Origin of the sequence: Streptomyces sp. SID12488 (assembly GCF_010548275.1) — a bacterium.
Classification (GTDB): domain Bacteria; phylum Actinomycetota; class Actinomycetes; order Streptomycetales; family Streptomycetaceae; genus Streptomyces.
On sequence record NZ_JAAGLT010000020.1, the window covers coordinates 78050 to 96374 of the forward strand.

Here is an 18325-nt window from a genome sequence, read left to right on the forward strand (position 1 = left end):
TGTCGCCCGACGTGGAGCCGGGCCGGATCTCGACGGAGATCCGGCCCGGTCCTGTGCGGGACTGCGTCTACTAGCCGATGACGCGGCCCAGTTCGATCCGGTCGATGTTCGGCGCCCACGCGCTCGCGTTCCCGAACGTCACCTTGTTGGAGCCCGCCTTCAGGTCGACGGGGACGCCCAGCGTCCAGTAGTCGTCCCAGCCCCAGGTGTTCTTGAAGGTGACCGTCCGGGGTGCAGCCGTCCCCACCGTGAGGTCCGCCGTACGGGACATGATGTCCGTGTTGTACGAGTGGCCGTTGTCGCGCCGCTCGTTGTGCGCGTAGCTGATCACCAGCAGGTAGCGGCCCGACTTGGGCGCCTGCACCGTGAACTCGGCTGTACTGGCGGCGCTGTTGCCGAGCCAGCCGATGTAGGAACCGGCGGAGGCGTACGCCGAGTCGACGAGCTTGGCGCCGCCCGCGAGGGTGGCCGAGGGACCCTCGTAGGAGAGGACGCCGGACATCGAGCCGGTGCCCGAGACGTCGAGGGAGCGGACGGAAGTGGCCTTGGCCGTCAGCGCGATGCGGTTGTTGCCCGCCACCAGATACAGCCGCAGAGCCTTGCCCGGTACCGCCGTCACCTTCTGGCCGTGCAGCTCCAGCCGCACCGGCGCCGAGGATCGCGGCACCACCGAGTAGTAGCCGTCACGCGGTGCGTAGACGTCGAAGACCGCCTTGTCGCCGGAGCGCAGTACGAGGGCGCCCGTGCCGACCCCGGTGGACGAGGAGTAGTCGTAGGAAGGCCGGCCGCTGATGTCCGCGAGCGTGGCCTCGTACGACGCCGAGGGCACGGCGGAGGTACGGGCGGTCAGGTCGATGCGGTCGAGGGTGACCTCGGTGTCTCCCTTGGCCAGTGTCAGGACGTGCTTGCCGGCCGGGAGGTCGACGGTGACGTCTTTCTTCGCGCGGTAGGTCCAGTTCTCGGTGGAGGGGTAGGAGACGGTGACCGCGGCCTGGCCGTCGACCGAGAGCTTCTGCGTGGCCGGTGTTCCGGACTGGTTGCCGTACAGGATCGCCAGGTCGTAGGTGCCGGCCTTGGGCACGTCGACCGTGAAGTCGACCTTGCTGGTGGCCTGGTTCAGCGAGCCGACGTCCTTCGTCCCGGAGGCCGCGTAGCCGTTGGCGTTGCTGACCGTGCCCTGTGTGTAGACCTGGCCGCCGGTGATGGCCGCGTCCTCGGCCTCGTACGACGCCGACCAGGGGACGGACGCGGCGGACGGGGTGCCGGAGCCGCCGGGGGTCAGGACGATCCGGTACGCGGACATCTTGTGCAGGCCGCGCAGCGGGACGGTCACCGTGCCGTCCGCCGCGACCTTCACCTTGGTGCGGGCGAGGACGCGGGGCGTCGCGTGCTGACCCTCGTAGCCGGACCAGGCGGCCTCGGCGACGGTCGCGGTGACCGTCCGGCCGAAGGCCGACCGGGAGACGTTGCGTACGACGACGTCGGCGTCACCGGCCGAGCCGCCCAGCAGCACCTGTGCCTGGCGGCGCTTCTTGTCGTACGAGGCGAGACCCTGGAGGGTGTCGACGGTGTTGGCCTGCGGCGGGGTCACCTTGACGGTGTCGCCGGTCAGCCCCGCGTACCAACGGAAGAACCACCAGCCGCCGTTGGGGATGTTGCTGCGTACGACATTGCCGTCGAGGTTGCCGGCCGCGTCCCAGTAGGCCTGGTTGGCGTACACCTTGTTCCGCTCGAACATCGCGACCCACTGGGCGAGTTGGCCCGGGACGGACAGGTCGCGGCGGTTCGCGTACTCGTCGATATTGATCTTCAGGGGCGCGATGCCGAGTTGGCGTTCGATCGAGCGGTAGTTGTCGTAGTTGCCCTGGAAGTTCTTCAGTGAGCTGGAGTCCAACTCGTGCCACGTCATGACCTGCGGCAGGACGTTCTCCCGCTTGGCGAAGGCGAGGAAGTCGGTCAGCAGGCGGGAGTGGTAGCCGGACTCGTTCGGGCCCGCGATCCTGGCGTCCGGGTCGATCGCCCGGATGCGCTCGTACACCGTCTTCCAGTCCTTGAAGAAGCGGTCGCGATTGATCTCGTACTGCGCCTGGTCGGACGTGCCGAGGTTGTACCAGATCTGGTCGGGCTCGTTGAAGGGGATGTAGACGAAGTGCTCGCTGTTGGGATCGGCCGCCACCTGCTTGACGATCTTGTCGACCTTGGGGAGGTAGTCCTCGATGCCGAGATCCTCGTACGGCCACTTCGCGTAGATGTCCTGCATCATCACGTTGATCTCGCCGCCGCCGTTGCGGAAGAACGACTTGGAGACCGTGAGTGCGTCCCCGTTGGGATGCTGGGCGCCGCCCTCCGGCTTCTGCGAGATGCTGGTGATCTTCAGGGGTGCCAGCATGGCGTCGCTGGGCACGCCGTCGTCGCTGAGCCCGTACAGGGTGCCGTTGGCTCCGAGCGTCACCCGGCCCTCGGACGCTGCCAGGTCGACGGTGAGCCGCTGCGCGGCGGCTGCTGCCGCGGGTCCCGCGGCGGGAAGGGTGCCTGCCATGGCGGCTGCTCCAAGTACGGCTGTGGCAAGGACAGTTGCGGCACGGGAACGGGATTTCGTGCGGGCTCGCGTGGGGGTGGGGGTGCTCACGCTGAGGGACCTCCGGTCATTTGACGGCTCCACTGGTGATTCCGGACACGATCTTTCGCTGGGCCACCAGGAAGATGGCGACCATGGGCAGGCTCATCACCACGACGTACGCGAAGACGAGATGCCAGTTGTTGAGGTACAGCTGGGCGCTCGCGACCTTGTAGAGGTTGAGCGGCAGGGTCGCCTTCTCTCCGCCGCCGAGGACGAAGAAGGCGTAGAAGATGTCGCTCCAGGCGTAGAGCATCACCATGATCGTCGCGGTGGCGATGACCGGCCTGAGCAGCGGCAGAATGATCTGCCGGAAGATCCGCAGCGGCGACGCGCCGTCCATCCGCGCGGCCTCCTCCAGCTCCACCGGGATGGCCCGGATGAAGCCGGTCATGAAGAAGACCGACGTGGACAGGTACATCCCGGTGTAGACGGCGATCATCCCGGGCCGGGTGCCCGCGAGCCCGAGCTGCCGCAGCTCCATGACGATGGTGATGACGGCGGGCGGCAGCAGCAGCCCGCTGATGCAGATCGCGTACGCCGCCGAGACCAGCTTCGACTTGCGGCGCGCGAAGACCCAGGCGGCGCCGGCGCCCAGGATCAGGACGAGGGCGACCGAAGGCACCACGACGAGGAGGGAGTTGAGGAAGCCGTGCAGCATCTCGCCCTGGCTGACGGCCTCCTTGTAGTTGCTGCCAGGCTGCCAGTGCCGTGGCAGGTCGAGGTTCGGGGTGATCGCCTCGGCCTGCGGCTTGGCGGAGGTGACGGCGACCAGCCACAGCGGTACGCCGACGGCGAGCCCCGCGAGCAGCAGGACGAGCGCCGGACGGCCGTAGCGCCAGGCGGGGTTGACGTCGGACGAGCGCCGGACGGCGGATGTCCGACGCGCGGCGGACACGGGATTCACGGCGGTGCTCACAGCAGTTGCTCCCTTCGGCGCAGTCCGATGACGAGCGGGATCGCGACGGCGACCACGACCAGGAAGAGGACGAGGCTCATCGCGGAGGCTTGGGCGTACAGGCCCTGTCCGAAGATCCGGAACATGTAGATGTTGAAGACCTCCGTGGAGCCCGCGGGCCCGCCGCCCGTCGTGGCCTGCACGATGTCGAAGGTGTTCATCGAGCCGATCAGCGCCGTGGTGATGTTGAAGGTGAGGGCGGGCGCCAGCATCGGCCAGCGCACCGACCAGAAGGTCCGCCACGGCCCGGCGCCGTCGCACTTCGCGGCCTCCAGCATCTCGCCGGGGATGCCTTTGAGGCCGGCGAGATAGATCAGCATGGACAGGCCCATCCACTTCCAGCCGTGGATGACGGTGACCAGGACCAGCGTCCAGGACGTCGAGCCGAGCCACGGGATGTCCGTGCCCAGGAGGCCGTTGACGGCGCCGTCCTGGTTGAACAGGGACTGGAAGATGTAGCCGGTGGCGAGCGCGGAGATGAGCACGGGCAGGAAGAAGACGGCGCGGAAGAACCGGTTGAACCGGCTGTCCGCCTCCAGCAGCAGTGCCAGACCGAGCCCGAAGCCGTTCTGGAAGACCGCCGCCAGAAGGGCGTAGAGCAGGGTCGTACGGATCGCCCGCAGCAGCGAGCCGTCGTGAGCGATGGTCGTGAAGTTGTCGAGGCCGGTGAAGGCGATGTCCGGGTGGTACGAGGACCAGTTGGTGAACGGGTAGTAGAAGTTGAGCAGGTTCGGCACCAGGAAGAAGGCCGCGAAGACGACGATCGCGGGGAGGGCGAACCACCAGGGGTGATGGACGGCGGCGCGGGGCAGCCGTCCCGCCTTTCTTGCCCGGCCCTTGGCGGGCGCCGGTTTCTGAGTGCGCGTGCGAATGGCCGTGTCCGCCATCGGGAATTCCTTGCCAGTCGGTCGGTCCGGAGGCCGGTGCGGAGGTCGACTAGAAGCCGGGCGCGGCCTGGGCCTTGGCCACCTGCGCGAACTGGTCCTGGATCGCCTGCGCGACCTGCTGCGGACTCTTCTTGCCGTAGAGCATGTCGGCGAGGTACAGGTGGGTGTCGGGCGCGACGATCGCCTTGGCCTGGAAGACACCGATGGCCGTCGGCAGCGCCTTGACCTGCGCCATCGACGCCTCGGGAAGGCCGGCGGGAGTCGGCACGGACGGCTCCACGGAGGGGATCTTCATCGTCTTGATGTAGTCGGCGTAGTCCGGACCGAGCCAGAAGGCCAGGAACTGCCGGGAGGCGTTCTGCCGCTTCTCGTCACCCGTCCTGAAGGCGACCACGCCGTTCGTCTGGTCGGGGGAGTACAGGCCGGTTGCGGAGGAGTTGGCGACCGGGAACCAGCCGATCCTCTTGTCGATCTCGGCCGTGGAGTACTTGGCCTGCAACTGGCTCTGGAACGATGTGACGTTGAGGACCATGCCTGCCTCACCCTTCCAGAGGGAGTCGGCCTGCCCGGTGAACGTGCCGGTCTTGTAGTTCTTCTGCGCGAGCCCGGCGTCGAGCAGCTTCTCCTTGTACTTCTTGATGGCGCCGACGACGACCGGGTCGGTCCACTTGACCTTGTTCTGGTTGAGGTCGGCCCACCACTGCTTGTCGAGGTCGGTGAGCTGGACCTGCATCTGCCACTGGAGCGGCCACTTGTCGCCGCCGGCCTCGTAGAAGCCGGCCGCGTCGGTCTTGTCGGTGATGGTCTTGCCGAGGGCCAGCAACTGGTCGTACGACTTGGGGAAGTCGGCCTCGCTCAGCCCGGCCTTCTTGAAGACGTCCTTGTTGTAGTAGACGCCGAGCATGGCGGGGCTGGTGACGATCGCCGCGTACCGCTTGCCGTCGATCACGCCGAGCGACTTCTCCGTGTCGCCCAGCTTCGACACCCACTCCTCCCCGTCGAGGGTGAGGAGGTTCTGCTTCGGCTGGATGAAGGGCAGCGTGGAGATGGACGGCTGCCAGAACATCAGGTCGGGCTTGTCGCCGGAGGCGAGCTTGGTCGGCACGTTCTGCTCGTACAGGTCGGGGATCGCCTGCGTCTCGACCTCGGCGCCGGTCGCCTTCTCGAAGGCGTCGATGACCTGCTTGGGCGCGTTGAGTGTGTTCTGCGCGGTCCACATGGTCAGCTTCACGCCGTCGAGGCGGGCGGTCGGGTCGACCTTCGTCTGCTTGGCACCCGAGTCGGCGGACGAACCCGAGTCGCCGGCGGTGGGGTCACTGCATGCGGTGACGGACAGGGCGGCGGCGCATATGAACGCCAGCGCGGGGAGGGCTCTTCTCGTCATGACGTGCCTTTCGCGAACGGGCTCAGGTGGGCGGATCGGGAAGCGGTCCGGCTGAGAAGGTGCAAGCGAGCGGGCGGAGCAAGTGGGCGAGGGGTGCGGGCGTGGAGAGAACGGGTTCAGCCGCGTTCGGGCGGCGGCCCCGAGCTCTCCCGCACCACCAGTTCCGGTACGGAGACGGGGTGCGGGGCGATCTGCGCGGACTCCTCCAGCACGCCGTGCAGCAGGGCGAACGCGGACCGGCCGAGGCCGGTGAAGTCCAGGCGTACGGTCGTCAGCGACGGGGTCAGATAGGCGGAGTGCGGGGCGTCGTCGAACCCGGCCACGCTCACCTCACCGGGGACCGCGCGGCCCGCCTCGTGGAGGGCGCGGATCACGCCGAGCGCGAGGTCGTCGTTGCCGCACAGGATCGCGGTGACGCCGGCGTCCTTGGCGAGTTCCAGACCCGCCGTGTGACCGCCCGCGGGGCCCCAACTCCCCTGCAGAGGAAGATGTTCCGGCGCTCCCGCCTCCCGGAGGGCCTGCTGCCAGCCGGTCGTTCGGGCGCTGGTGCGCCGGGTGCTGGAGGGGATGGCGACGTAGTGCACGGTTTCGTGGCCGAGGGAGAGCAGATGGCGGGTCGCCTCGTAGGCGGCCTCGCGGTCGTCCGCCCACACCCAGGGACGGTCGTCGCCGGGTGGGCTGGCGGGGGTCTCGACCACGCCGACGACCGGCAGGTCGGCGGGAACGGCACCCAGGGCCCGTACACCGGCCGGATCGTATGCGATCACGATCAGTCCGCCGCCCGAGTCCGCCGCCCGCTGCACCTGGGCCGCGATGGCGGCCTCGTCGGCTTCGTCGGCCGATTCGAGCACGCCGACCCCGACGCTGTACGCGGCGGCGCGGGCGGCCTCCTCGATGCCCTGGAGGATCGAGGCGTAGCCGTAGTGCGTGGTGTTGGAGGTGAGCACGGTCACGGCACGGCTGCGTCCGCTGGCGAGGGCGAGTGCGGTGGAGTTGCGCCGGAACCCCAGTTCGTCGATGGCGGCGAGCACCCTGTCTCGGGTCGACGGCTTGACGCTGGGGTGGTCGTTGATCACCCGGGAGACGGTCTGATAGGAGACTCCGGCCGCGGTGGCGACATCCCGGATGCTCACTGAGCGCCTTGTGTGACCGGTCACATTCATGCCAGGATTGTGACCGGTCACATGAGAGTCGTCAAGAGACCGTAACCATCAATTCACGCGGCAGAATCAGACCGTCGGCGCAGGCGCCATCGGGAGGGGAAGACGTTGACCGGTACGTCGGATTCGGCGGGCGCGGCCCCCCGCACCACCACTGAGCAGCACTTTGTCTGGGGCCATCGGGCTCTGGAGGCCGAGTTCGCCACCGGTGCCGACGGGGTCCTGCGGTTGGTGCGGCTGACCCGCCCCGACTCCCGGCCTCGGTCGGGCGGGGTGCCCCCCACCAGGGCATCGGCATCGGCGTCGGCGTCGGTATCGGCGTCCGAGCCCGGCCCGGAGGCCCCCCTTCACCTCGTGGAGCTCACTGCGCTCGGTCACGGGAGCGGCTGGTCGGGTCCCCGCTTCACCGGTACGGCCTTCGGCGCCCGACTGCGGCATCGGGGCCACACCGTCCGGGAAGCCGACGGCTGGACGTACCTGACCGTCGAACTCCACGATGCCGAGACCGCGTTGACCGCTTTCGTCGAGCTGTCCTCGCCCGTCGGGCTGCCCGTGCTGCGCTCCCGTGTCCGCCTCCGCAACGGGGGAGCGGAGCCCCTCGTCGTCCAGTCCGTCAGCAGTCTGCTGCTCGGCGCCCTCCCCTCTCCCGACGGTCTCGACGTCCACCGCGCCCGCAACGACTGGCTGGCGGAGTGCCGTTGGCACTCCGAGCCGCTGCGCGACACCGTCAGCGACATCCACGTCGACGTCCACCAGCACGACAGCCGGGCGGCGCTGACCCTGACCGGACGCGGCAGTTGGCCCACCGACGGGCACCTTGCGATGGGCGCGCTCACCGAACGTGGCGGCGACCGGGCCTGGTTGTGGCAGATCGAGTCCCCGGCCGGTTGGCGCTGGGACCTGGGCGAGCGCGACCACGGCACGTATCTGGCGCTGAACGGCCCCACGGACGCGGAACACCAGTGGCGCGTCCGCCTCGCGCCCGGCGTCGAGTTCACCACCGTGTCCGGCGTCCTGGCTCTCGGTTCCGGCCTCGACGACACCTTCGCCGCCCTGACCTCGTACCGCCGTGCCGTACGCCGCCCGCACCCCGACCACACCGCACTGCCGGTCGTCTTCAACGACTACATGAACACCCTGATGGGCGACCCGACGACGGAGAAACTGCTGCCGCTGATCGATGCCGCGGCCCGGGCCGGGTCGGAGTACTTCTGCGTCGACTCCGGCTGGTACGACGACAGCACCGAGGGCTGGTGGGACAGCGTCGGCGAGTGGCTGCCCTCGCCTCGCCGCTTCCCCGACGGCGGAATCCAGGCGGTCCTGGACCGGATCAGGGAGCGCGGGATGGTGCCCGGCCTGTGGCTGGAACCGGAGGTCGTGGGAGTCCGCAGCCCGATCGCCTCCGAGCTTCCCCCGGAGGCCTTCTTCCAGCGGGACGGCGTACGCATCGCCGAACAGGGCCGCCACCAGCTGGACCTGCGGCACCCGGCCGCCCGCGCGCACCTCGACAAGACGGTGGACCGCATCGTCGGCGACTGGGGCGTCGGCTATCTCAAGCTGGACTACAACATCGTGGTCGACCCGGGGACCTGCGCCCCCGGGGACATCGCGCCCGGCGCCGGGCTGCTCGGCCACGCCCAGGCATACCTGGACTGGCTCTCCGAGGTGCTGGACCGGCACCCGGGTCTGGTGATCGAGAACTGCGCCTCGGGCGGGATGCGGATGGACGGGGCCACGCTGGCCGTCGCCCAGCTCCAGTCCACCAGCGACCAGCAGGACCCCCTGCTCTGCCCGCCGATCGCCGCCGCCGCGCCCACGGTGGTCCCGCCCGAGCAGGGCGCCGTCTGGGCCTACCCGCAGCCGGGGTTCGACGACGGCCTGATCACCTTCACCCTGGGCGGGGCGCTGCTCGGCCGGATCCATCTCTCCGGCCATCTGGACCGGATGTCGGAGCGCCAGCTCGCCCTCGTGGGGGACGCGGTGGCCGTGTACAAGTCACTCCGCGGCGATCTCACGGAGGCGGTGCCGTTCTGGCCGCTCGGTCTGCCGGGGTGGACGGACGAGTGGCTGGCCCTGGGCGTGCGGGTGCCGGGTGGCCGTACGTCCTATCTCTCGGTGTGGCGCCGCGGCGGAGAGCCGGAACTCCGCCTGCCGGTGGGGCACTTGGCAGGCCAGGACGTCCGTGCGGAGATCCTGCACCCCTCCGCTCCGGACGCCGGCTCGGCGGTCTGGGAAGGGGACAGGGGCGGACTGCTGGTGTCGCTGCCGAGCACGCCCGCTGTGCTGCTGATCCGGCTCACTTCGGGCGGCTGAGGCGGACCGGAAACAGCGGCAAGCCGGATGGCGTCGGTAGATTTACGCTGATATGGGCCGCTTCGTTCATTGAAGGAAAGCGCAAGTGGCGGTCGTCGGCGACCAGAGTTCCGTCAGGGGCGCATCCGATGCGGGCCCCGGCCCGGAAGTGGTGACCATGAACGTCTCAGTCGTCCTGTTCACCGCCGACCTCCGTCTGCACGACCATCCGCCGCTGCGGGCCGCCCTGGACGGTGGCAGGGGGGTCGTCCCGCTGTTCGTGCGGGACCCGGCGGCGGACGGCGCCGGATTCGCCGTACCCAACCGGCTGGCCTTCCTCGCCGACTGCCTGCGCGACCTCGACACCGGCCTGCGCGATCGGGGCGGACGGCTGGTCGTGCGCCACGGCGACCTCGTCGGCGAGGTGTGCCGGGTCGCCGCCGAGGCGGGCGCCGACGAGGTGCACATGGCGGCCGACGTCAGCGGCCACGCGCGCCGACGCGAGGACCGGCTCCGCCGCGCCCTGGAGGCGGACGGTGTACGGCTGCACGTGCACGACGCGGTGACCGCCGCCGTCGCCCCGGGTGCCGTGGTCCCGGCGGCCTCGGACCACTTCGCCGTCTTCACGCCGTACTTCCGGCACTGGTCGCAGCAGCAACTGCGGGAGCCGCTCGGGGCGCCGCGCACGGTGCGGGTCCCGGAGAGTGTCGGATCCGGCACCCTGCCGTCCCGGAGCGGCCTGCCGGGCCTCTCGGAGGGGCTCGCCGCAGGCGGCGAGACCGAGGGCCGCGCCCGCCTCGCCGCGTGGCTCCGCAACGGGGTCGCGACGTACGAGGACGGCCATGACGACCTGGGCGGTGATGTGACCTCACGGCTCTCCCCGCATCTGCACTTCGGCACCCTCTCCGCCGTCGAACTCGTCCACCGGGCCCGCCGGGCGGGCGGACCGGGCGCCGACGCCTTCGTAAGGCAGCTCGCCTGGCGCGACTTCCACCGTCAGGTGCTCGCGGCCCGCCCGGACGCGGCCGTCTTCGACTACCGCACCAAGAACGACCGTTGGCGCCTGGGGTCGGAGGCACGGGAGGACGTCGAGGCGTGGAAGGAGGGCCGCACCGGCTACCCGATCGTCGACGCGGCGATGCGCCAGCTGCGCTACGAGGGCTGGATGCACAACCGGGGCCGCCTGCTGACCGCGAGCTTCCTCGCCAAGACGCTGTACGTCGACTGGAGGGTCGGCGCCCGGCACTTCCTGGACCTGCTGGTGGACGGCGACGTCGCCAACAACCAGCTCAACTGGCAGTGGATGGCCGGTACCGGGACCGACTCACGGCCCAACCGGGTCCTCAACCCCGTCACCCAGGCCAAGCGGTACGACCCCGACGGCGTGTACGTGCGCCGCTGGGTGCCCGAACTGCGGCCACTGGCAGGGGCGGTGGTGCACGAGCCGTGGAAACTGCGCGGCCTGGACCGCGCCGCCGTCGACTACCCGGACCCGATCGTCGGCCTGCCGGACGGGCTCGACCGCTTCAAGCGCGCCCGCGGTCTCGACTGAGCCACCGCCCGACCGCCGCGGGTGACCTCACCGGTCCTCCGAGTACACGGACTCCAGGGTGTCCAGGGCGTCCTTCAGAGACATGGGCCAGGGCATCCCGGGGTCCGATCGGCCGAGCCAGCCCGGGCCGCACGGCACCACCAGGGGGCTGCGCCGGGCGCCCTTCACACCCCACCGGGCACGCGCGACGCGCCGGGCCAGCGGCAGGCTCGCCGTGGAGCGGGCCTGCGCCCACAGGACGACGGCCGCCGGGCCGAGCCGGTCCACCGCCGCGATCAGTGCCTCCGCGGGGACCGCGGATCCGAACATCCGGGTGGGCAGGCCCCGTTCGCCCAGTCCGGCGTGGAGCGCCTCCAGTGCCAGCGTGTGCTGTTCGTCGGGCATACAGGCGAGAACCACCGGTCCGGGCGCCGAGGCGCCGCCGGATCCGGCCGCCGGGCGCGCGAAGCGGCGCAGCGTGGTGGAGACGTGCCAGGACAGAAGGTGCTCCACCTCGACGTAACGGTCCCCGGAGGAGGCCCATTTGCGGCCCACGGCGTGCAGCGTCGGCAGCATCACCTCCTGCCAGGCGACCACGAGACCGTGGGTGTCGACCGCCGTGGCAAGCTGCTGCTCCACGGCGGGTGCGTCGAGCCGTACGGCGGCACGGGCGAGCCCCCTGCACTCCAGGCGCACATCGCCCAGCGGAAGCGGGCCGGCCGCGCGGGATGCGGGTCCGGGTGCCGGTTCCGGCACCGGGGCAGGCGCCCGGCCCTCGCCCGGAGCCCCGGCCACCGTCTCCCGCGCGGCGCGGGCCGCCTCCGCCGGCGGCACACCGGTGGACGTGAGCCGGCACATCGTCTCCAGTACGGCCACGTCGTGCGGAGCCCATCGGCGGTGCCGGCCGTCGGGGCGGATCGCGGGCCCGATGCCGTAGCGGTGGTCCCAGGAGCGCAGAGTCGTGGGTGACACGCCCAGCCGACGGGCCAGCGCGCCGGTGGTCAGACCCGTCGCGATGTCCTGGGGTACGGCCCCCGAGCGGGCCGCCGCGCTGTCGCCCGTAATGCCGTCCATGGGCCGACTCTACGACCTCGCCCCGGTATACGACGCAGAATCGATGCGAGTTGCTGCCCCGCGCCCGGACTCGGACGATGGCAGGACCGTCGTACGCCGGATCGCGACGCCGGATCCGTTCCGTGCAAGGAGTCACCGTCATGAACATGTCCGAGTGCGCCGCTCCGGTCGCCCCGCCCACCGTGTCACCGGACGACGAGGAGCTGGTCCGGGGCTTTCTCGCGGGCGACGAAGCGTGCCTGGCGGCCGTGTACCGGCGTTGGTCGGCACTGGTGCACAGCCTGGCCTGGCGGTCCCTGGGAGACGTGAAGGAGGCCGAGGACGTCACCCAGCAGGTCTTCCTCGGCGTGTGGCGCGGTCGGCGGGGCTACCGGCCGGAACGCGGGCCGCTCGTCGGCTGGATCGTCGGCATCGCCCGGCACCGGATCGCCGACGCGCTCGCCGCGCGTACCCGCCGCTGCCACCTGATCGCCGCGGCGGACGCCTGGCCCGCGCCCGCCGATCCCGCCGACGACCGGTTCGAGGGGGCCCTGGATCGGGTGGTGGTGCGCGCCGAATTCGCCAAGCTGGCCTCGGCCCAGCAGCGGGTGCTGCGGCTCGCCTTCTACGAGGACCTGAGCCAGAGCCAGATCGCCGAGCGCACGGGCTGGCCGCTGGGCACTGTCAAGAGCCACGCACGGCGCGGCCTGTACCGCCTGAGGCGCGAGCTCGAGGTGGCCTTCGACCCGGAAGCGGTGTGACGGTACGGGCCGCTGACGTCCCCGGCGACGTGGGTGTGGTGGGTGTCCGGGAACAGCCGGGGCCCCGTCCCGTGTTGCCGCGAGCATGACGACGAACACGCCGAGGCCCGAGGTGCTGCGTTACACCGCCTTCTCCACCTCTCCCGACGGCGGAAACCCCGCAGGCGTTGTGCTGGACGCCACCGCCCTGGACGACAGCGACATGCTGGCCATCGCCGCCGACCTCGGATACTCGGAGTCCGCGTTCCTGACCGCGCCGCCGGAGGGTCTGGGCGGCGAGGAGGGCGGGGCGTACAGCATCCGCTACTTCAGCCCCAGGGCCGAGGTGCCGTTCTGCGGGCACGCGACCGTCGCGACCGCCGTCGCCCTCGCCGAGCGCCGGGGCCCCGGTGAGCTGGTGTTCGCGACGCGCGCAGGCATCGTGCCGGTGGTGGTGGCCGAGGAGGGCGGGACGCTCCGCGCCACGCTCACCAGCGTCGAGCCGAAGATCGAGGAGATCGCCGCCGCCGACCTCACGGAGGCACTGGCCGCGCTGGACTGGCCGGCCGCCGATCTCGACCCGGCCTTCCCGCCCCGTATCGCCTTCGCGGGCGCCCGCCATCTCGTTCTCGCGGCGGCGACGCGCGCCCGCCTCGCGGATCTCACGTACGACTTCGAGCGCCTCGACGCCCTGATGCAACGCCTGGACCTGACCACGGTCCAGTTGGTGTGGCGGGAGTCCGCCGCCGTCTTCCACGTCCGTGATCCGTTCCCCGTCGGCGGCGTCGTCGAGGACCCGGCGACCGGCGCGGCAGCTGCCGCGTTCGGGGCGTACGCCCGTGAGCTCGGCCTGGTCCCCGAGGACACCGTCCTCACCCTGCACCAGGGCGAGGATCTGGGCCGCCCCGGCGAACTCACGGTGACACTGCGCGCGGGTGACCCGCGCGTCCGGGTCGGCGGCGCGGGAACACGCATCGGCTGAAGGGTCGGCCATGACGCTGGTGCGGACCTGGGAGAGCAGGCTCCAACCCACCGTCAACGGCCCAACGCTGCCCGTCCGTACGACAGTTGATTCCCGGCTCTCCGTGATCTGCCGTAGCTGATGGTGGGTACCGTTCGAACGGTGTCGGTGGCGGCGTTTAGGCTCCCCTGCATGAGTGAGGCAGACAGAGGCACCGGGCGACGGATCGTCGACGGGCGCTTCGAGCTGGAGGCCCGTCTCGGCGGTGGCGGGATGGGCACCGTCTGGCGGGCCAGGGACGTGGTGCTCCACAGGCTGGTGGCGGTCAAGGAGGTCCGCCCGCCCGACCGGGACCTCGCCGAGTACGACCCCGAGGGCGCGCGCATGCTCCGCGAGAGGGTGCTGCGCGAGGCCAGGGCCCTGGCCCGGATCGACCATCCGAACGTCGTCACCATCCACCACATCGTCGACGGCGGTGAGGGCACCTACCCGTGGATCGTGATGGAGCTGGTCAGCGGAGGTTCGCTGGCCGACCGGCTCGCCCGGGCGCCGATGGCGCCGGCCGAGGCGGCGCGGACCGGCCGGGGAGTACTGGCCGCGCTCACCGCGGCGCACGACGCCGGTATCGAGCACCGGGACGTCAAGCCCGCCAACGTACTCCTGCGGCCGGACGGGCGACCGGTGCTCACCGACTTCGGCATCGCCGCGATCCGCGAGGCGACCAGCCTCACCGCCACGGGCTCCATCATCGGTACGGCCGACTTCATGGCACCCGAGCGCATCTCGGGGCACGAGGGCGGAGCCGCCTCCGACCTGTGGTCGCTGGCGATGATGCTGTACACCGCCGTGGAGGGTCACCACCCGCTTCGCCGGGGCAACACGCTGGCCACCCTCGCAGCGGTCCTCCACGACGACGTGCCGCCACCGGTGCGGGCCGGCGCCCTCGGCGACGTGCTGATGAGCGTCCTCGTGCGGGACCCGGCGGCGAGGCCGACCGCCGCGGCGCTGGACCGCAAGCTGGCCGAGATCGAATCGGCTCCGGACCACTCGACCGCGTCGAGGGACGTGCCCACCTCCTACCCGCTGGGTCCGCCGTCCGCCCCGACGGCACCCTCGGACCCGCGCACCTCTGCTCGGCCCGCCGGGTTCGTCGTGTCCGGTGGGGCTCCTGTCGCGCCGACCACTCCCGTCCGGGCCGGGTTCGGGCCGCCGCCGGTTCTCCCCGGTCCCGTCATGATCCAGCCGGTGACGGCACCCGCGCCCGTACCAGCGGCACGTCGACGCGTCCCTGGCCTGAGGGTCCTGTGGGGCGTCTCGGGATCCTCGCTCGCCGCTGTCCTCGTGTGGTGGCTGGTGCCTCTCGGGGGCGACTCGGGTGACGCGAAGGCGGGCACGGGTGCCTCGACGTCCACGCCGAGAGTGCAGCCGACGGTGTCGCGGACCACGACCACTCCGGCGGCCCAGCAGTCCGAGGAGGCCCGGACCACGACGCTGCTCACCCCGGCCGGCATCCGCACCGCCATCAGGGCGTTCGAGAAGGAGACCGGCCGGAACAGGTTCGGCGACTTCACCGTGTACGAGGAGTACGCCATCGCCGACGTGATGGTCAACGAAAGCAACACCAAGTACGACTCCTACACCTACCGCCCGGGCGAAGGCGTGGAGAAGGACATCATCAGCGGTTCCCTGGCCGGCGGTGACCAGCCGATCGGTCTCGACGGCTTCGACTGGGACAAGGTTCCCGCGCTCCTGAAGGAGGCGGACAAGAAGCTGAACGTCGACGATCCGGAGAACCGCTACCTGGTGGTGAGGATGCCCAACGACACCTTCGACACGCCGGCCGGAATGGCGGTCTACCTGTCCGACGGCTACGGGGGCGGCTATCTGGAGGCGGACACCCGGGGCAGGGTGACGAGGGTGCTGCCCGCCCAGGACTGATCCAGCGGGAAGCCGGTGGTTCCCTGACGCGGCCGGCGGCGACGTACGGCCGGGACTCGCGGCCTACCGAGCCCGTTCCCACTCGCGGTACGCGGCCACGGCTGTCGGCAGGGTGGGGAAGATGAGGCCGGCGCCGACGGACTCCGTCAGGCCGTACGCGTCCAGATCATGACGGAGGTCCTGTTTGACGCGGGCGAGAGCGAAGACGATGCCCCGGCGGGTCAGTTCGCCACGCAGCGCGTCGACGGCGTCCAGGGCGGTGATGTCGACCTCCACATTGGCCTCGGCGTTGAGGACGAACCAGTGGACCGGGTCTTCCTGTCCGTCCACGGAGGCCAGGGCCCGGCGGTGGAAGTTCTCCGCGTTGGCGAAGAAGAGGGGCGAGTCGTAGCGGTAGACCACCAGCCCGGGGATCGTACGGGCCTGCGGATAGTCGTCCACGTCGTGCATGCCGGCCACCCCGGGCACCACCCCCTCGATCGCGTCGTGCGGGCGCGCGACCCGGGTCAGCAGCTCGGCCACCGACAGACCGACGGCGACCAGCACCCCGTACAGGATGTCCAGGGCCAGTACGCCGGCCAGGCAACCGAGCGCCAGCAGCAGCTCGCGGCGCCGGAAGGACGCCAGCCGTCGGAAGCCCGTCAGGTCGATCATGCGCAGGGCGGCGTAGACGACGAGCGCGCCGAGCACGACCGAGGGCATCCGGGTCAGCAGGGGACTCAGGAACAGCAGGACGGCGAGGACGACAACGGCGGCGACCAGGGAGTACGCCTGCGAGCGGGCGCCCGCCGAGGAGGCGAGCGCGGTGCGGCTGGCGCTGCTGCTGACCGGGAAGCCGTGCACCGCCCCGGCACCGAGGTTGGCCGCGCCCAGGGCGAGCAGTTCCTGGTTGGCGTCGAGCCCGGGGCCGTCGTCGTCGGCGGTGCGGCCGGTGAAGGCCCGTGCGGTGAGGATGAAGTCCGTGTAGCCGACGAGGAGGACACCGAGGGCGGGCAGTACCAGGTGGGGCAGCTCGGCCAGGTCCGGGGCGGCCAGGCCGGGCAGCCCCGCCGGGACGTCGCCGATCACCTTGATCCCGTGGTGGTCGTCGAGGCCGAGGACGGCCACGGCCGTCGTGGCGAGGACCACGGCCAGTAGGGGACCGGGCACGGCGGGGAAGAAGCGGGCCACGGCGAGGACGAAGGCGAGCAGGAGCACGGCGAACAGCAGTGTGGCCAGGTGGATCTGCGACAAGTGCCTTACGAACGACCACAGTTGAGGGAAGAAGGCGGAGCCTGTGGTGCTGACGCCGGTGAGCTTCGGCAACTGGTCCACGATCATGATCAGTGCCACCCCCGCCAGGTAGCCGACCAGGACCGGCCGGGAGAGCAGGTCCGCGACGAAACCCAGCCGCACCGCCCAGGCCACGACGCACAGCAGCCCGACCGTGACCGCCAGGGTGGCGGCCAGGGTGGCGGCCAGGGTGGCGTAGCGGCCTGGGTCTCCCGCGGCCAGCGGGCCGACCACGGTCGCCGTCATCAGCGCCGTCGTCGACTCGGGCCCGACCGACAGCAGCCGCGAGGAGCCGAACAGCGCGTACAGGGCGAGCGCCGGCAGGATCGCCCACAGACCGGCGACCGGCGGGAGACCGGCCACACCCGCGTACGCCATCACCTGCGGCACGAGATACGCGGCCACCGTCGCCCCGGCCAGCAGATCGCCACGCAGCCAGGCACGCCGGTAACCGAGGAGCGCGTGGAGCCCCGGCGCCAGACGGTGCCACAGGGGAACGGGTCTGCCCGAGCTCTGGGACATGGGTCTCCTTCTGCCGAATGACCTCATGATCCACGGTCGTCGCGCACGGCTGATCATCCCCGAGGCGGACGTCCTGAAGGCAGCGGCCTTATGGACCTTGCGGTGCCCCGCGCACGAGACCGCCGGCCACCCCTTGCTCGCGCGCCCGCGAGGTGCTCAACCGGCGTGAACGGGTTCAGAGGTCCGCCGCGTGATCGGGAACGTATGTCTGCAGATCACGCGGTGGACGCACGTACCCGGTCGACGGTGGCCGGTGCGGCAGCTTGAGCACCGGCGGCGGGACCTCGTGGTAGGGGAGCGTGCTCAACAGGTGGGCGATCATGTTCAGCCGCGCCCGGCGCTTGTCGTCGCTCTCGACGACGTACCAGGGCGCCTCGGAGGTGTCGGTGTGGACCAGCATCGCGTCCTTGGCCCGGGAGTACGCCTCCCAGCGGGTGATCGACTCCAGGTCCATCGGCGAGAGCTTCCAGCGCCGGGTCGGGTCGTCGAGACGCTGGCGGAACCGCTCCTGCTGTACCTCGTCGCTCACCGAGAACCAGTACTTGCGCAGCACAATGCCCGCCTCGGTCAGCATCCGCTCGAAGGCCGGGCACTGCCGGAGGAAGAGCTGGTACTCCTCTTTCGTGCAGAAGCCCATCACATGCTCGACGCCCGCCCGGTTGTACCAACTACGGTCGAACAGCACGATCTCCCCGGCCGCCGGGAGCTGCTCGACGTACCGCTGGAAGTACCACTGCGTGCGCTCCCGTTCCGTCGGCTTCGGCAGTGCCGCGATCCGGGCCACCCGCGGATTGAGGTGTTCCGCGACCCGCTTGATGGTGCCGCCCTTGCCCGCCGCGTCCCGGCCCTCGAACACGACCACCAGCCGGGCGCCCTCCGCCCGTACCCACTCCTGCAGCTTCACCAGCTCCGTCTGCAGGCGCAGCAGCTCCGGCTCGTACACCTTGCGCGGCAGCGTCGTCGTCTTCTTGCCGGCCATACAGCCTCCACCGTCCGGGACCCACGTCGAT

Annotated in this window: 13 protein-coding genes; 5 read left to right on the plus strand and 8 right to left on the minus strand. The window is 70.8% G+C overall.

Annotated features, from left to right (window positions below; translation table 11 throughout):
• Positions 1 to 70 precede the first annotated feature (70 nt).
• The 5 genes from G3I56_RS27235 to G3I56_RS27255 all read right to left on the minus strand — a co-directional run bounded on the left by G3I56_RS27235 (position 71) and on the right by G3I56_RS27255 (position 7009).
• Positions 71 to 2539 carry a CBM35 domain-containing protein gene (locus G3I56_RS27235; protein WP_164413368.1) on the minus strand — a complete coding sequence of 823 codons (2469 nt, stop codon included), beginning with the start codon at positions 2537 to 2539 and terminating at the stop codon, positions 71 to 73.
• Between the two features lie 106 nt (positions 2540 to 2645).
• Positions 2646 to 3515: a carbohydrate ABC transporter permease gene (locus G3I56_RS27240; protein WP_164413511.1), complete on the minus strand. Its 870-nt coding sequence runs from the start codon at positions 3513 to 3515 to the stop codon at positions 2646 to 2648.
• Between the two features lie 17 nt (positions 3516 to 3532).
• The gene (locus tag G3I56_RS27245) at positions 3533 to 4462 is read right to left on the minus strand and encodes a sugar ABC transporter permease (RefSeq protein ID WP_164413369.1); all 930 of its coding nucleotides are present in this window, start codon (positions 4460 to 4462) and stop codon (positions 3533 to 3535) included.
• Between the two features lie 49 nt (positions 4463 to 4511).
• On the minus strand, positions 4512 to 5846 hold the full coding sequence (locus G3I56_RS27250) for an extracellular solute-binding protein (RefSeq protein WP_164413370.1): 1335 nt from the start codon (positions 5844 to 5846) through the stop codon (positions 4512 to 4514).
• A 116-nt stretch (positions 5847 to 5962) separates the two neighbouring features.
• Positions 5963 to 7009 (minus strand): LacI family DNA-binding transcriptional regulator, encoded by a 1047-nt coding sequence (locus tag G3I56_RS27255; protein ID WP_164413371.1) that lies wholly within the window; start codon positions 7007 to 7009, stop codon positions 5963 to 5965.
• Between the two features lie 105 nt (positions 7010 to 7114).
• On the opposite strand from G3I56_RS27255, the gene G3I56_RS27260 reads away from it, so the two are divergent.
• Both G3I56_RS27260 and G3I56_RS27265 read left to right on the plus strand, forming a co-directional pair.
• Entirely contained in the window at positions 7115 to 9319 is a 2205-nt protein-coding gene (locus tag G3I56_RS27260; protein ID WP_164413372.1) for a glycoside hydrolase family 36 protein, read from the plus strand.
• Positions 9320 to 9476: 157 nt separating this feature from the next.
• Positions 9477 to 10850: a deoxyribodipyrimidine photo-lyase gene (locus tag G3I56_RS27265; RefSeq protein WP_164413373.1), complete on the plus strand. Its 1374-nt coding sequence runs from the start codon at positions 9477 to 9479 to the stop codon at positions 10848 to 10850.
• Positions 10851 to 10877: 27 nt separating this feature from the next.
• On the opposite strand, the gene G3I56_RS27270 is transcribed toward G3I56_RS27265, so the two are convergent.
• On the minus strand, positions 10878 to 11903 hold the full coding sequence (locus G3I56_RS27270; protein WP_164413374.1) for a MerR family transcriptional regulator: 1026 nt from the start codon (positions 11901 to 11903) through the stop codon (positions 10878 to 10880).
• A 146-nt stretch (positions 11904 to 12049) separates the two neighbouring features.
• Between G3I56_RS27270 and G3I56_RS27275 the strand changes: the two genes are divergently transcribed.
• The 3 genes from G3I56_RS27275 (at position 12050) to G3I56_RS27285 (ending at position 15521) form a co-directional block, all read left to right on the plus strand.
• On the plus strand, positions 12050 to 12643 hold the full coding sequence (locus G3I56_RS27275; RefSeq protein ID WP_164413513.1) for a sigma-70 family RNA polymerase sigma factor: 594 nt from the start codon (positions 12050 to 12052) through the stop codon (positions 12641 to 12643).
• A gap of 85 nt (positions 12644 to 12728) precedes the next feature.
• Positions 12729 to 13604 (plus strand): PhzF family phenazine biosynthesis isomerase, encoded by an 876-nt coding sequence (locus G3I56_RS27280; protein ID WP_164413375.1) that lies wholly within the window; start codon positions 12729 to 12731, stop codon positions 13602 to 13604.
• 171 nt (positions 13605 to 13775) lie between these two features.
• Positions 13776 to 15521 carry a serine/threonine-protein kinase gene (locus tag G3I56_RS27285; RefSeq protein ID WP_164413376.1) on the plus strand — a complete coding sequence of 582 codons (1746 nt, stop codon included), beginning with the start codon at positions 13776 to 13778 and terminating at the stop codon, positions 15519 to 15521.
• A gap of 63 nt (positions 15522 to 15584) precedes the next feature.
• On the opposite strand, the gene sulP is transcribed toward G3I56_RS27285, so the two are convergent.
• Both sulP and ppk2 read right to left on the minus strand, forming a co-directional pair.
• On the minus strand, positions 15585 to 17315 hold the full coding sequence (gene sulP, locus G3I56_RS27290; RefSeq protein ID WP_164413378.1) for a sulfate permease: 1731 nt from the start codon (positions 17313 to 17315) through the stop codon (positions 15585 to 15587).
• A gap of 175 nt (positions 17316 to 17490) precedes the next feature.
• Entirely contained in the window at positions 17491 to 18294 is an 804-nt protein-coding gene (ppk2, locus tag G3I56_RS27295) for a polyphosphate kinase 2 (protein ID WP_164413380.1), read from the minus strand.
• Positions 18295 to 18325: the final 31 nt, after the last annotated feature.